Here is a 14,575-nt window from a genome sequence, read left to right as displayed (position 1 = left end):
GGTGGGGGAACAAGCCCGCCGCGGGCGCCGCCGGCCCGCATCGCGGAGGCGCATCAGCCCAGGCCAGGGCCACGCCCGCACCCGCCCGCGTGCCCCCACGCAAAAGGGCCGGGCCCCGGGGGAAGAATCCCCGGGGCCCGGCCCTCAGCCTGCCGACGGCTACGCGCTCAGCGCGCGCACGGCCGTCAGTTGTCGTCCTCGTCGATCAGGAACCCGCGCATCGGCGAAGGAGCCTGCTGCATCGGCTGCGGCGCCTGCGGCCGAACCGGCGCCATCGGCTGAGTCATCGCCGGCGACATCTGCTGCTGGCCGCCGTACGACGGACCGTTCGAGGAGGGGCCACCGTGGCCGCCCATCGACGGGTTGCCACCCATGGAGTGCCCCATCGCACCCGCACCGGCCGGCGCCATGGACCCGCTCATCTGCGGGGCCGGCGGCAGCGACGCGGTCGCCGGCGTACGCGGCGGAGCCAGCGAGTCGTCCGCCTGGGTCTCCAGCTGACGCAGCTGGCTCTCCAGGTAGGACTTCAGGCGGGTCCGGTACTCGCGCTCGAAGCCACGCAGGTCCTCGACCTTGCGCTCCAGCGTCGCGCGGGCCGACTCCAGCGAGCCCATCGCTACGCGGTGCTTCTCCTGCGCGTCCCGCTCCAGCGCGTCAGCCTTCGCACGGGCGTCCCGCTCCAGACCCTCGGCGCGGCTGCGGGCCTCGCCGACGATCTTGTTGGCCTCGGAACGGGCCTCGGCGATCGCCTGATCGGCGGTCTGCTGCGCCAGCGAGAGCACACGCGCGGCGCTGTCGCCGCCGGGGCCCTGACCGGGCTGCGGGAGCTGCGGACCGTGACCGCCCATGGGGCCGCCCATCGGACCACCCATGCCCTGGCCCATCTGCTGACCCATCTGCTGGCCCATCTGGCCCTGCATCTGGCCCTGCATCTGGCCCTGGCCCATCGGACCGGGACCGTGCTGGCCCTGACCGTGCTGGCCCTGGCCGAGCTGACCCTGCCCGAGCTGGCCCTGGCCGTGCTGACCCTGCTGGCCGTGGCCGCTGGGACCGGCGGGCAGCTGCGGAGCGCCACCGGGCAGCTGGGGCGGACCCATCTGCGGGGGCTGCTGCTGGACCGGCGGGCCGGATATGGCCGCAGGCACGGGAGCGCCGGGACGATCCTGCTGCTCCGGCGGCTTGCGCATACCCTGCTGCTGCTGGTTCTGCGCGGCGGCACGCGTCGCGGCGGCCAGCTTCGCGCGAAGATCCTCGTTCTCGCGCAGCAGGCGCGTCAGTTCAGCTTCGACCTCGTCGAGGAAGGCATCGACCTCGTCCTCGTCATAGCCTTCTCGGAGGCGGACGGTCGTGAACTGCTTGTTCCGCACGTCCTCGGGGGTCAACGGCATCTCTACTTCACCTCTACGTAGTCGTCGGCAGTCGGCAAGACCGTATCGCTCACAGCCTGATCACGATGCTGATCAGGATGTAAACGATGATCATCAGAACGAAGAAGGACAGGTCGAGTGCCACGCCCCCGAGACGCAGCGGCGGAATGAACCGCCGCAGAAGCTTGAGCGGTGGATCGGTGACAGTGTAAGTGGCCTCCAGAACGACCACCATCGCCTTGCCGGGTTCCCATGAGCGCGCGAACTGGAAGACGTAATCCATGACCAGCCGGAAGATCAGGACGATCAGGAAGCACATCAGCGCGATGTAGATCACCTGTAGTGCGACGCTCATCTCGCGCTTCCCTCTCCCCGTGCTCTCGTGGTTCCGGCCTCCCGGCCGGGTTCGTTCCCGTTGTCGTGTCTCAGCTCTGGTTGAAGAAACCGCCCTCTGCAATACGGGCCTTGTCCTCCGCCGTGACATCGACGTTAGCAGGCGACAACAGGAACACCTTCTGCGTCACTCGTTCAATGCTGCCATGCAGGCCGAAGACGAGTCCCGCCGCGAAGTCGACAAGTCGCTTCGCGTCCGTGTCGTCCATCTCGGTCAGGTTCATGATCACCGGAGTGCCCTCACGGAAGTGTTCCCCGATGGTACGGGCCTCGTTGTAGGTCCGCGGGTGCAGCGTGGTGATGCGGTACGGCTCCCGCTCGGACACAACCTTGGGCATGATCACCGGTGCGTTCTTCTCCAGGTTCGGACGTTCAGGTGTGATGGATGCCACGGGGGCGATTCGTGCCGGTCGTCCGATTTCCGCGGGATGCGGAGCGGGGTGGGGCGCAGGCTCGCGCTGCGCGGGCGGCTGCACCACGCGGACCGGCTCTTCGTGCCGCTCCTGGTGCGGGGGCTGGTGCCGGCGGTGCTCCCGCTCGGGCTCCGGCTCGGGTTCGAAATCGTCATCGGGATCGAAACCCCGGCCGTCGTACCCATCGTCCTCCACGAGGCCGAGGTAGACCGCCATCTTGCGCATCGCGCCGGCCATTCTCTGAGTCCTCCGCTCTGTGGTGGATCGCCCTTGTTGCCAACGTGCAGCGTCACCAAGTGCCCGCGATCCACTCGGCCCGCCCACCTATCAGTGGGAATGACCATATTTTCTGCTGTGGTCCGACTTGCTTCGCGACGTTACCCGAGCCGGGGTCGGACTCCGAGTACCGCAGTACCGACGCGTACATGTGTCGCCCCGGCGGCCACGGCCTGCTCAAGGTCCGCACTCATCCCTGCCGAGACCATGTTCGCAGCAGGATGAGCCGCGCGCAGGCTGGATGAGAATTCCATCAGCCGCTCGAACGCCGCCTGTTCGCGTCCCGCGTACGGTCCGGCGAGCGGCGCGACGGTCATCAGACCGCCGAGCCTCAGACCGGGGGCTTCGGCCACCTTCGCGGCCAACTCCTCGATGCCGTCCGGCGCGACGCCTCCGCGCTCCCCCCGCTCGCCCGACTCCGCGTCGAGGGCGACCTGGATGAGGCAGTCGAGCTCGCGTTCGGCCCGTACCGCCGCCGTCGACAGAGCGGTGACGAGCTTCACCCGGTCCACGGACTGCACCACATCGACATAACTCGCCACAGAACGGACCTTGTTGGTCTGAAGCTGTCCGACGAAGTGCCAGCTGACCGGCAGGTCCCGCGACTCGGCCGCCTTGGGGGCCGCTTCCTGGTCCTTGTTCTCCGCGACGTGGCGTACGCCGAGCTCGGCGAGCAGGCGCACATCACTCGCGGGGTACGTCTTGGTGACCACGATCAGCGTCACCTCTTCACGCGCCCGTCCCGCCGCCGCGCACGCGGAGGCGATACGTTCCTCCACCTGCGCCAGATTTGCGGCGAGTTGAGACTTACGGTCCGTCATGCCCTATCCATCCAGCCAGACATATCCGGCGAGCCGCCCCGTGGTGCGGTCGCGGCGGTACGAGAAGTGGTCGCCCGACTCCAGCGTGCACACCGGCGACTGCCACCGGTCGCGTACGCCGAGCGCATCGAGCTGGGCGTGCACTCCGGCGCTCACATCGACGGCCGGCGTGCCCCAACTGGTCTCCGACCAGGCCGCGGGCACGGCGTCCGCGACCTCGTCCCGCATTCCCGCCGGGACTTCGTAGCAGCGGCCGCAGACGGCGGGCCCCGTACGCGCGGTGATACGGGAAGGATCGGCGCCCAGTGTGATCATCGCCTCGACGGCGGCGGGGACGACCCCCGCGACCATGCCGGGGCGTCCGGCGTGAGCGGCGGCCGCGACACCGGCCACCGGGTCGGCGAGCAGAACGGGCGTGCAGTCCGCGGTGAGTACGGCGAGGGCGAGCCCGCGCCGGGCGGTCACGACCGCGTCGACGGAGGGAATCTCCGCGCCCCACGGGCCTTCGACCACGGCCACGTCCCGCCCGTGCACCTGATTCATCCAGACGACCAGGTCCGGGTCGAGCCCGAGCGACTTGGCTGCCAGTTCCCGGTTGCCGCGTACGGCCGCGGGGTCGTCGCCGACCGCGCCGCCGAGGTTGAGCTGCTCGTACGGAACGGCGCTCACCCCGCCCCACCTGTCGGTGAAGGCGAAGTGGGCGCCGTCCACGTGTATCGCGTCGTGCTGCACTGTCACTTCAAGAAGTCCGGGACATCCAGCTCTTCGGCCTGGCTGTCGTACGGACGGGCCGGCGGTACGTGCGGCGGCGAGACCGGCGTGTTCGGCAGCTCGCTCACCGGCGCGGCCTCGGCCTGGGCCGGGGCCGGCTCCTCGCGCTCGCGCGGGGGAACCGTGCCGATGCCGCCGACGGGCCGCGAGGTCTCCGCGGCGCGGGACGGCGCGGGCTCCTCGCGCTTGGCGGCCGCCCCCGAACTGGCACCGAGTACGTTCTCGCGACGGGCCGGCGGCTGTCCGCCGTCGAAGCCCGCGGCGATGACGGTGACCCGTACCTCGTCGCCCAGCGCGTCGTCGATGACCGCGCCGAAGATGATGTTGGCCTCGGGGTGGGCGGCCTCGCTCACCAGCTGCGCGGCCTCGTTGATCTCGAAGAGACCGAGGTCGCTGCCGCCGGAGATGGAGAGCAGCACGCCACGGGCGCCGTCGATGGACGCCTCCAGGAGCGGCGAGGAGATCGCCATCTCGGCCGCCGCCACCGCGCGGTCGTCGCCGCGCGCCGAGCCGATGCCCATGAGGGCCGAACCGGCCTCGGACATGACCGACTTGACGTCGGCGAAGTCGAGGTTGATGAGGCCGGGGGTGGTGATGAGATCGGTGATGCCCTGGACGCCGCTCAGCAGGACCTGGTCCGCCGACTTGAAGGCGTCCAGCACGCTGACCTGACGGTCCGAGATGGACAGCAGCCGGTCGTTCGGGATGACGATGAGGGTGTCGACCTCTTCGCGGAGTTCGGCGATGCCGTCCTCCGCCTGGTTCGCGCGCCGCCGGCCCTCGAAGGTGAACGGGCGGGTGACCACGCCGATCGTGAGGGCGCCGAGCGAGCGCGCGATGTTGGCGACGACGGGTGCGCCACCGGTTCCGGTGCCACCGCCTTCGCCCGCGGTGACGAAGACCATGTCGGCCCCCTTGAGGACCTCCTCGATCTCCTCGCGGTGGTCCTCTGCCGCCTTGCGGCCGACTGCCGGGTTGGCTCCGGCGCCGAGGCCGCGGGTCAGTTCACGTCCGACGTCGAGCTTGACGTCGGCGTCGCTCATCAACAGAGCTTGCGCGTCGGTGTTGATCGCGATGAACTCGACGCCCTTGAGACCGACCTCGATCATTCGGTTGATGGCATTGACACCACCGCCGCCGACACCGATGACCTTGATGACTGCGAGGTAGTTCTGCGGTGCTGCCACGTCGAAGGCCTCTCGCCTCGAGTTACGTGCCGCCGCGGGGTTGCAGCGCCGCGACGACTGATGCCGATTGGGACGGTCCGAACGCCGACCCGAACCCTAACGGTGAAGTTTAGGGTTACCAGTGTGTCTGTTCCTTGGACTCTCCGAACAGGACACTAAGTCGACAAGTGGCGCACGTTCAACGAACACGCCGAACCTCCCGTTTTTCTTTTCACCCTATGTGATCACCCATATCGCTGGCCAACCAGGGTGCTGGCCAGCACGTATGACCGTCAACTACCCGACGCTGCGGGGGCGGTGGGCGCACTCACATTGAAGAGCCCGGCTCCCGGTGCTGCTTTCATGAGCGCCTTCAGTGCGCGCGCCTTCACCTCGCCCTGCTCGGCGCTGCCCCAGATGACAGTACGGTCCCTCTTGAGCCCCAGGGTGATGGAGTCGTAGGAGCCGACCTGGACGGTCCGCACGTCGAGTGCGACGGACTCGGGCAGGTCGCCCGTGACCCGCACCGCCTCGCGCAGCAGCCGGTCTGCTCCGAAACGGCGCAGACTCGGGGAGTCGCCGGACGACAGTTCCAGCAGTGGCACACCCTCGGGCGCCTTCGCGACCGTGGCGAACCGCACACTCTCGTCGTCCACTTCGATGAAGTTTGCGCCCTTTTTCATGAGCAGTACCGGCTTTCGCTCCGTCACTTTCAGACCAATGCCGTGCGGCCATGAGCGAACGACTTCCACCGAGTCGATACGGGGCAATTTCCGGCGCAGCCGGTCCTCGATTTCGTCGGTGCCGACCGAGATCAGGGGCGCTCCGACCGGGACCGCCGCCGCCTCCAGCACCTCGTCGGACGTCAGAACCTGTGTGCCGGACGCCTTCACCTGCTCGACGCGCAGCCAGGAAGAGCCGTAGAGCACCCAGATTCCGCCGGATGTGAGCAGCACCGCCAGGACGAGTGCCAGGATCAGGGCGCCGCGCCCGGGCAGCCGGAACGGGCGGCCGGCTCCGTCCCGACCGGGACGGCCGCGCGGCGGGCGGGCCGCCGACGACCCCTGCGCCTGTCGTTCACCGCGCTGGGCGGTCGTCGGTCCGGCCACTCCCTGTCGCCTCCTGGCACCTGCGTCGGTGGGCCGTTCAGCCGGCCCTGCGTGCGGCGATCGCCTCGTACACCATGCCGACGAGCAGGTCGTCGGCGTCCCGGCGGCCGAACTCGGCGGCGGCGCGGCTCATCTCGAACAGCCGGTGCGGGTCCGCGAGGACCGGGATCACCTGGCTCTGCACCCACTCGGGCGTCAGCTGCGCGTCGTCGACCAGCAGTCCGCCTCCGGCGTTGACCACCGGCTGGGCGTTGAGCCGCTGCTCGCCGTTGCCGATGGGCAGCGGGACGTAGGCGGCCGGGAGCCCGACGGCGGAGAGTTCGGCGACGGTCATCGCGCCCGCGCGGCAGAGCATCATGTCGGCCGCGGCGTACGCGAGGTCCATCCGGTCCACGTACGGTACCGGGATGTAGGGCGGCATCCCGGGCATGTTGTCCACGCGCGGCAGTTCGTTCTTGGGTCCGACCGCGTGCAGGATCTGGATGCCGGAGCGCTGGAGCACCGGTGCGACCTGCTGGACGACCTCGTTGAGGCGCCGCGCGCCCTGCGAGCCGCCGGAGACCAGCAGCGTCGGCAGGTTCGGGTCGAGGCCGAAGGCGGCGCGCGCCTCCGGGCGGACCCGGGCCCGGTCGAGGGTGGCGATGGTGCGGCGCAGCGGGATGCCGATGTAGCGGGCGCCGCGCAGCTTGCTGTCGGGGGTGGAGACGGCCACGGCGTGCGCGTAGCGCGAGCCGATCTTGTTGGCCAGACCGGGCCTGGCGTTGGCCTCGTGGACGATGATCGGTACGCCGAGGCGCTTGGCCGCGAGGTAGCCGGGCAGCGCGACGTACCCGCCGAAGCCGACGACGCAGTCCGCCTTCGTACGCTCCAGGATCTGCTCGGCGGCCTTGATGGTGCCGCGCAGCCGCCCGGGGACGGTGATCAGTTCCGGGGTGGGTTTGCGGGGCAGCGGGACCGCGGGGATCAGCCCGAGTTCGTAGCCGCGCTCGGGTACGAGCCTGGTCTCAAGTCCGCGCTCCGTGCCGAGGGCTGTGATGCCCACGGAAGGGTCCTGCCTCCGCAGTGCGTCCGCGAGGGCAAGCGCGGGCTCGATGTGGCCGGCGGTCCCCCCACCGGCGAGTACGACATGCACCGAAATTCACCGCTCTCCGGACGGACGCTTCTTGACGCGCCGTCTCATCGTCTTCCATCTCACCCCGGCCCCTTTGCCAAGGACAGTCCTTCGCATGGCGAGGGCGGCCTTCGCAGCGGGATCCTCTCGCGCGAAGGCGATCAGCAACCCTACGGCGAACATGGTCGGCAGCAGGGAGGAGCCCCCGTACGAGAACAGCGGGAGCGGGACACCGGCGATCGGCAGCAGACCGAGCACCGCACCGATGTTGACCACGGCCTGCGCCGTGATCCAGGTGGTCACACCTCCCGCGGCGTACCTCACGAAGGGGTCCTCCGTGCGTCCGGCCACGCGGATACCCGCATAGCCTAGAGCCGCGAAGAGGGCGAGTACCGACAGCGTCCCCGCCAGACCCAGTTCCTCACCGGTGATCGCGAAGATGAAGTCGGTGTGCGGCTCTGGGAGTTGACCCCATTTCTCCACACTTGCCCCCAGCCCGGAACCGAACCATCCGCCCGAGGCGAGAGCATAGATTCCGTGCACCGCCTGCCAGCATTCACCCTTCGGGCCGAGGTCGGTCGCGCCGGTGCAGGCGAGCCGCGACATCCGGTTGGCGTTGCTGCTGATGAGGACGAAGCCGACGAAGGCCGCGAAGCCGAGTACGCCGGCGAAGAGCCGGGTGGGCGCTCCCGCGAGCCAGAGCAGGCCGAAGAGGATCGCGGTGAGGAGGATCGCCGTACCCATGTCGCCACCGAGCATGATCAGGCCGAGCAGCAGGAAGGCGACGGGGACGAGCGGTACCAGCATGTGCTTCCACTGGGTCAGCAGCCGCTTCTCCTGCTTGCGGGCGAGCAGGTCGGCCCCCCACAGCACGAGGGCCAGCTTGCCGAACTCGCTGGGCTGGAGCATGAAGGGGCCGCCGAGCGAGATCCAGTTCTGGTTGCCGCCGATGGCGACTCCTATCCCGGGGATCTGGACGAGCACCATCAGGAAGACGGTCACGGCCAGCAGCGGGTAGGACAGCGCGCGGTGCAGCTTGGCGGGCATCCGGGAGGCGGCGAGCAGCAGAGCCGTTCCGATGACCGCCGCGACGAACTGCTTGCGGAAGAAGTACGAGGCGGGGAGCGACAGCTCCAGCGCCTTGATCATCGACGCCGAGTAGACCATCACGAGGCCGAGCACGGTGATCAGCAGAGCGCTGCCCAGGATGAGGTAGTACGCCGTCAGAGGGCGGTCCCAGGTGCGGCGCGCCTGCTCGTACAGGCGGCGCAGCCGGTTCTCACCGGGCGGTCCGGACAGGAGCGTGCGACGGCGTACGGCGGCGGGACGGCGGGCTGTCCGTGCCCCGGCCGCACCCGGGCGCCCGCGCAGCGCGGTGCGGGCGCGCGGGGCACTGTCGTCGGCCAACATCTCGGTGTCCCCTCCACTCATGAGCTGCGCCGGCCGGTCCGTGGCGCGGGGACCGGTCCGCTAGTCGCGCTCCGGAGCCAACTCGCGTACGGCGTCGGCGAATGCCTCGCCACGCTTGTTGTAGTTGGTGAACATGTCCATGGAGGCGCAGGCCGGGGCCATCAGGACCGTGTCCCCGGGCTGTGCGAGCCGCGCCGCTTCGCGGACCGCCGCCGACATCGCCCCAGTGTCGGTCCGGTCGAGGTCGACCACCGGTACCTCGGGGGCGTGTCGCGCGAGGGCTTCGCGGATCAGGGCGCGGTCGGCACCGATGAGGACGGCGCCGCGCAGCCGCTTCGCCGACTTCTCGACGAGCTCGTCGAAAGTTGCGCCCTTGGCGAGGCCGCCGGCGATCCACACGATGGGGTCGTACGCCGCCAGGGAGGCCTCGGCGGCATGGGTGTTGGTGGCCTTGGAGTCGTCGACGTACGCGACACCGCCCACGTCCGCGACATGCTCGATGCGGTGGGCGTCGGGGCGGAAGGCCCGCAGTCCGTCGCGTACGGCGGCGGGCTCGACGCCGTAGGCACGGGCGAGGGCCGCGGCCGCGAGGGCGTTGGCGATGTTGTGCGGGGCGGGCGGGTTGACGTCGGAGACCTCCGCCAGCTCCTGCGCGTTCTTCTGCCGGTTCTCGACGAAGGCGCGGTCGACCAGGATGCCGTCGACGACACCGAGTTGGGAGGGCGCGGGCGGGCCGAGGGTGAAGCCGATCGCGCGGCAGCCCTCCTCGACGTCGGCCTCGCGGACCAGGGCCTCGGTCGCCGGGTCGGCCACGTTGTAGACGCACGCGACCTGGTTGCCCTCGTAGATCCGGCCCTTGTCGGCGACGTACGCCGCCATGGAGCCGTGCCAGTCGAGGTGGTCGGGCGCGAGGTTCAGCACGGCCGCGGAGTGGGCGCGCAGCGAGGGCGCCCAGTGCAGCTGGTAGCTGGAGAGCTCGACGGCCAGGACGTCGTACCGCTCGTCGCCGAGGACGGCGTCGAGCAGGGATACGCCGATGTTGCCGACGGCGGCGGTACGCAGGCCGGCGGCCTCCAGGATGGAGGCCAGCATGCGTACGGTCGTGGTCTTGCCGTTGGTGCCGGTGACGGCGAGCCAGGGAGCGGCGTCGGGGCCGCGCAGGCGCCACGCCAGCTCGACGTCGCCCCAGATCTCCACGCCCGCCTCGGCGGCAGCCAGGAAGAGCGGCTTGTCGGGCTTCCAGCCCGGCGCGGTGACGATGAGCTCGGTGCCCTCGGGGAGGGTCGCGCCGTCGCCGAGGCGCACGGTGACGCCCAGGGCCTCGAGTTCGGCGGCCTGGGCGCGGGAGCGCTCGTCGTCACCGTCGTTGACGACCGTGACGTGGGCCCCGAGGCCCCGCAGCACACGTGCCGCGGGGATCCCGGAGACGCCAAGACCCGCGACGGTCACCCGCTTGCCGGCCCAGGTCACTTCTGTCACTTGTCGGCCGCCCAGCCCGCGTAGAAGAGCCCGAGGCCGACGATCACGCACATGCCCTGGATGATCCAGAAGCGGACCACCACAAGGACTTCGGACCAGCCCTTGAGCTCGAAGTGATGCTGGAGCGGCGCCATCTTGAAGACGCGCTTGCCGGTCATCTTGAACGAGCCGACCTGGATCACGACGGACATCGTGATGAGGACGAACAGGCCGCCGAGGAGCGCCATCAGGAACTCGGTGCGCGAGCAGATCGCCAGACCCGCGAGCGCGCCGCCGAGGGCGAGCGAGCCGGTGTCTCCCATGAAGATCTTCGCGGGCGAGGTGTTCCACCACAGGAAGCCGAAGCAGGCGCCCATGAGGGCGGCGGCGACGACCGCGAGGTCCAGCGGATCCCGTACCTCGAAACAGGCATCCGGGTTGGTCAGGCTCAGCGCGTCCGCGCAGGACTCCTGGAACTGCCACAGACCGATGAAGGTGTACGCGCCGAAGACCATCACGGAGGCGCCGGTGGCGAGTCCGTCGAGGCCGTCGGTGAGGTTCACACCGTTCGACATCGCCAGGATCATGAACAGCGCCCAGACGACGAACAGCACCGGGCCGATGGACCAGCCGAAGTCCTGGACGAAGGACAGCTTGGTGGACGCCGGGGCGAGGCCGCGGAAGTCCTTGAACTGCAGGGCCAGCACCGCGAAGGCGATACCGACGATCAGCTGTCCGGCCATCTTCGCCTTGGCCCGCAGGCCCAGCGAACGCTGCTTGACGATCTTGATGTAGTCGTCGAGGAAGCCGACCAGGCCCATGCCTGCCATGAGGAAGAGCACCAGCAGGCCGGAGGCGCTCGGCTTCTCGCCGGTGATCACCTTCGCCAGGGCGTACGCGATGAGCGTGGCCAGGATGAAGGCGATGCCGCCCATGGTCGGGGTGCCGCGCTTGCCGTGGTGGCCGCGCGGACCGTCGTCCCGGATGAACTGCCCGTAACCCTTGCGGGCCAGCAGTTTGATGAGCAGCGGGGTCCCGATCAGGGTCAGGAAGAGCCCGATGGCTCCCGCGAAGAGGATCTGCCTCATCGGCCGGCGACCTCGCCCTCGGTGCGGTGGTCGAGGAGCGCCTGCGCGACCCGCTCGAGACCGACCGACCTGGAAGCCTTCACCAGCACGACGTCCCCCGGACGCAGCTCACTGCGCAACAGGTCGACCGCCGCCTGTGCGTCGGACACGTGCACCGACTCCTCACCCCACGAACCCTCGTTGTAAGCGCCCAGCTGCAGCCAGGACGCTTCCCTGCCCCCGACTGCCACGAGCTTGCTGACGTTGAGCCGGACGGCGAGCCGTCCGACCGCGTCGTGCTCGGCGAGCGAATCGTCACCGAGCTCGGCCATCTGGCCGAGCACCGCCCACGTACGCCCCCCCTTTGCCTGAGAGGCCCGGCCCATTGCCGCGAGCGCGCGCAGGGCGGCTCGCATGGATTCGGGGTTCGCGTTGTAGGCGTCGTTGACGACTGTCACGCCGTCAGGACGCTCGGTGACCTCCATGCGCCAGCGGGACAGCGTGCCCGCCTCGGAGAGCGCGGTGGCGATCTCGTCCACGGACATGCCCAGCTCATGGGCGACGGCGGCCGCGGCGAGCGCGTTCGACACGTGGTGCTCACCGTACAGCCGCATGGTCACGTCACTGCACCCGGTGGGTGTGTGAAGGCTGAAGGCCGGCTGTCCGCTCCCGGTGAGCCGGACATTCTCGGCCCGTACGTCCGCATCTGCGGCCTCGCCGAAGAGCACCACCCGGGCCTTTGTGCGAGCGGCCATGGCCCGCACGAGCTGATCGTCGGCGTTCAGCACGGCCACCCCGCCCGCTTCCGCCGTCGGCAGCGCCTCGACCATTTCGCCCTTGGCCTCGGCGATCTGCTCGCGGCCGCCGAACTCGCCGATGTGGGCGGTTCCGACATTCAGTACGAGGCCGATGCGCGGCGGGGTCAGCTCGGTGAGGTAGCGGATGTGGCCGATGCCGCGCGCGCCCATTTCGAGGACCAGGTGCTCGGTCTCCTCGGTGGCGCGCAGGGCGGTGAGCGGCAGGCCGATCTCGTTGTTGAGGGAGCCGGGCGTCCAGACCGTGGGGGCCTTGCGCTCCAGCAGCTGGGCGATCAGATCCTTGGTGGACGTCTTGCCGGCCGAGCCGGTGAGCGCCACGACCTTCGTGCCGAGCCGTCCGACGACGGCGCGTGCCAGGGCGCCCAGCGCCTCGGTGACGTCATCCACGACGACGGCCGGAACGCCGACGGGGCGGGTGGCCAGAACGGCCGCGGCGCCCGAGGCGACGGCCCGCTCGGCGTAGTCGTGGCCGTCGACGTTCTCGCCGGCGAAGGCGGCGAACAGGCTGCCGGGCTGCACCTCGCGGGAGTCGATGACGACAGGGCCGGTGACCTGGAGGCCGCTGTCCGGTATGTCGTGCGACTGCCCGCCGGTGATTCCGGCGATCTCGGCGAGGGAGAGTGCGATCACCGGGTCACCCCGCCGTCGTGGGCCGATCCGGCGCTGCGGATCGCGGCGCGGAGCACCTGGCGGTCGTCGAAGGGGCGTACCACTCCGGCGAGGTCCTGACCCTGCTCGTGGCCCTTGCCCGCGACGAGCACGGTGTCGCCCGGCTTGGCGCGGGCGACCGCCGCCGCGATGGCCGAGGCCCGGTCGGCGTCGACCAGGACGTCGCCGCGCTCGTGCGCGGGGACCTCGGCGGCGCCCGCGAGCATGGCGGCGAGGATCGCGAGGGGGTCCTCGGAGCGCGGGTTGTCGGAGGTCAGTACGGCGGTGTCGGCGAGGCGGGCCGCTGCGGCGCCCATCGACGGCCGCTTCTGTTTGTCGCGGTCGCCGCCGCAGCCGAGCACGATGTGCAGCTCACCCTCGGTGACCTTGCGCAGGGCGCGCAGTACCGATTCGACGGCGTCCGTCTTGTGGGCGTAGTCCACGACGGCGAGGTACGGCTGGCCCGCGTCCACGCGCTCCAGGCGGCCCGGTACGCCGGGGACGGCGGCGATGCCGTCGGCGGCGGTCTGCGGGTCGACGCCGGCCACGGCGAGCGTGACGATCGCGGCGAGCGTGTTGGCGACGTTGAAGGGGCCGGCCAGCGGGGCGGTCGCGGTGACGCGCTCGCCCTTGGGGCCGACCGCCGTGAAGGTACTGGTGAACGGGCCGACCTCGACGCCCTCGGCGCGCCAATCGGCGTCCGGGTGGCCCTCGGCCGAGAAGGAGGTGACGGGGACGCCCGACTCGGTGATGAGCCGGCGGCCGTACTCGTCGTCGAAGTTCACGACGCCGGTCCGGCTGCGCTCCGGGGTGAAGAGACGCGCCTTCGCCTGGAAGTAGTCCTCCATGTCGGAGTGGAATTCCATGTGCTCGGGGCTCAGGTTGTTGAAGACGGCGACGTCGAAGACGCAGCCGTCGACCCGGCCGAGCACCAGCGCGTGGCTGGAGACCTCCATGGCGACCGCCTCGACGCCTCGCTCGCGCATGACGGCGAAGAGGGCCTGGAGGTCGGTGGCCTCGGGGGTGGTGCGCTCGGACTTGATCCGCTCGTCGCCGATGCGCATCTCGACCGTACCGATCAGACCGGTCTTCCTCCCGGCCGCCTGCAGACCGCCCTCGACGAGGTACGCCGTGGTGGTCTTGCCGGACGTGCCGGTGATGCCGAGCTGGAGCAGGGCGTCGCCGGGGTGGCCGTAGATCTCGGTGGCGAGCTCACCCATCCGGCCGCGCGGGTCGTCGACGACCAGGGCCGGCAGGCCCGTGGCCTCGGCCCTCGCGGCGCCGGCGTGATCGGTGAGGATCGCGGCCGCGCCGAGTCCCGCCGCCTGCGTGGCGAAGTCCGCGCCGTGGAGGCGCGCCCCGGGCAGGGCGGCGTACAGATCACCTGGCCTGACCGCGCGGGAGTCGTGCGTGATACCGGTGACCTCGGCGGCGCTCTCGGCGGCCCGGGTCTCGATACCCAGCCGTTCGGCCAGCTCCCCGAGGGGTGTCGGGCGGACCTGGACCGGCCGGGGCGCCCCGGGGTAGGTCACCGGGGCGTCCTTCTGGGTGGTTTGGGACTGATCAGCGTGTGGCACGGCGGTGAGCGTACCGGGCGTACCCGGCCCCCCGCGAAACGAGGGGTGCCGACGCGCATCGCTGTCGGTTGCGGGTGGTGGCGGGAGACGGGAGGGAGAGGGGGCGCTGCGCGCATCGGGGTCTTCGTGGTTCCCGGGGTTCCGGGTGATGGTTGTCACTGGTGGTCCTG

At 70.4% G+C, this 14,575-nt stretch carries 13 protein-coding genes; all 13 read right to left on the bottom strand.

Features of this window, described 5'->3' with window-relative positions; translation table 11 throughout:
* Positions 1-185: 185 nt before the first annotated feature.
* A complete protein-coding gene (locus ACWIHY_RS20795; protein ID WP_454377130.1) occupies positions 186-1,388 on the bottom strand; it encodes a DivIVA domain-containing protein in 1,203 nt (400 codons plus the stop codon).
* Between the two features lie 49 nt (positions 1,389-1,437).
* On the bottom strand, positions 1,438-1,722 hold the full coding sequence (locus tag ACWIHY_RS20790; RefSeq protein ID WP_138902161.1) for a YggT family protein: 285 nt from the start codon (positions 1,720-1,722) through the stop codon (positions 1,438-1,440).
* Between the two features lie 70 nt (positions 1,723-1,792).
* On the bottom strand, positions 1,793-2,410 hold the full coding sequence (locus ACWIHY_RS20785) for a cell division protein SepF (RefSeq protein ID WP_454377129.1): 618 nt from the start codon (positions 2,408-2,410) through the stop codon (positions 1,793-1,795).
* A gap of 140 nt (positions 2,411-2,550) precedes the next feature.
* Entirely contained in the window at positions 2,551-3,270 is a 720-nt protein-coding gene (locus tag ACWIHY_RS20780) for a YggS family pyridoxal phosphate-dependent enzyme (RefSeq protein WP_454377128.1), read from the bottom strand.
* A 3-nt stretch (positions 3,271-3,273) separates the two neighbouring features.
* Complete coding sequence (gene pgeF / locus ACWIHY_RS20775; protein WP_454377127.1) at positions 3,274-4,008, bottom strand: peptidoglycan editing factor PgeF; 735 nt, start codon at positions 4,006-4,008, stop codon at positions 3,274-3,276.
* Positions 4,005-5,228: a cell division protein FtsZ gene (ftsZ, locus tag ACWIHY_RS20770; protein WP_454377126.1), complete on the bottom strand. Its 1,224-nt coding sequence runs from the start codon at positions 5,226-5,228 to the stop codon at positions 4,005-4,007. Before ftsZ ends, pgeF begins: the two co-directional genes overlap by 4 nt.
* Before the next feature lie 272 nt (positions 5,229-5,500).
* Positions 5,501-6,316, bottom strand: a complete 816-nt coding sequence (locus tag ACWIHY_RS20765; RefSeq protein ID WP_454377125.1) for a cell division protein FtsQ/DivIB — start codon at positions 6,314-6,316, stop codon at positions 5,501-5,503.
* A 37-nt stretch (positions 6,317-6,353) separates the two neighbouring features.
* Entirely contained in the window at positions 6,354-7,448 is a 1,095-nt protein-coding gene (murG, locus tag ACWIHY_RS20760) for an undecaprenyldiphospho-muramoylpentapeptide beta-N-acetylglucosaminyltransferase (RefSeq protein ID WP_454377124.1), read from the bottom strand.
* 6 nt (positions 7,449-7,454) lie between these two features.
* Positions 7,455-8,837, bottom strand: coding sequence for a putative lipid II flippase FtsW (gene ftsW, locus ACWIHY_RS20755; RefSeq protein ID WP_454377123.1), 1,383 nt, complete (start codon positions 8,835-8,837; stop codon positions 7,455-7,457).
* Between the two features lie 60 nt (positions 8,838-8,897).
* Positions 8,898-10,316 (bottom strand): UDP-N-acetylmuramoyl-L-alanine--D-glutamate ligase, encoded by a 1,419-nt coding sequence (gene murD, locus ACWIHY_RS20750; protein WP_454377122.1) that lies wholly within the window; start codon positions 10,314-10,316, stop codon positions 8,898-8,900.
* On the bottom strand, positions 10,313-11,383 hold the full coding sequence (mraY, locus tag ACWIHY_RS20745; protein ID WP_454377121.1) for a phospho-N-acetylmuramoyl-pentapeptide-transferase: 1,071 nt from the start codon (positions 11,381-11,383) through the stop codon (positions 10,313-10,315). Before mraY ends, murD begins: the two co-directional genes overlap by 4 nt.
* Complete coding sequence (locus ACWIHY_RS20740) at positions 11,380-12,810, bottom strand: UDP-N-acetylmuramoyl-tripeptide--D-alanyl-D-alanine ligase (RefSeq protein WP_454377120.1); 1,431 nt, start codon at positions 12,808-12,810, stop codon at positions 11,380-11,382. Before ACWIHY_RS20740 ends, mraY begins: the two co-directional genes overlap by 4 nt.
* Complete coding sequence (locus tag ACWIHY_RS20735; RefSeq protein WP_454377119.1) at positions 12,807-14,564, bottom strand: UDP-N-acetylmuramoyl-L-alanyl-D-glutamate--2,6-diaminopimelate ligase; 1,758 nt, start codon at positions 14,562-14,564, stop codon at positions 12,807-12,809. The genes ACWIHY_RS20740 and ACWIHY_RS20735 overlap by 4 nt, the downstream gene beginning before the upstream one ends.
* Between the last annotated feature and the right edge of the window lie 11 nt (positions 14,565-14,575).

Source organism: Streptomyces sp. NPDC055287 (genome assembly GCF_053646035.1).
Note: the sequence above shows the minus strand (reverse complement) of the source record. Positions and strands in the feature narration are given on the sequence as shown.

Excerpts from the sequence above, each read along its gene's own strand:
- ACWIHY_RS20795 (WP_454377130.1), bottom strand. The coding sequence starts at position 1,388 with ATGCCGTTGACCCCCGAGGACGTGCGGAACAAGCAGTTCACGACCGTC.
- ACWIHY_RS20790 (WP_138902161.1), bottom strand. The coding sequence starts at position 1,722 with ATGAGCGTCGCACTACAGGTGATCTACATCGCGCTGATGTGCTTCCTG.
- ACWIHY_RS20785 (WP_454377129.1), bottom strand. The coding sequence starts at position 2,410 with ATGGCCGGCGCGATGCGCAAGATGGCGGTCTACCTCGGCCTCGTGGAG.
- ACWIHY_RS20780 (WP_454377128.1), bottom strand. The coding sequence starts at position 3,270 with ATGACGGACCGTAAGTCTCAACTCGCCGCAAATCTGGCGCAGGTGGAG.
- ftsW (WP_454377123.1), bottom strand. The coding sequence starts at position 8,837 with ATGTTGGCCGACGACAGTGCCCCGCGCGCCCGCACCGCGCTGCGCGGG.
- mraY (WP_454377121.1), bottom strand. The coding sequence starts at position 11,383 with ATGAGGCAGATCCTCTTCGCGGGAGCCATCGGGCTCTTCCTGACCCTG.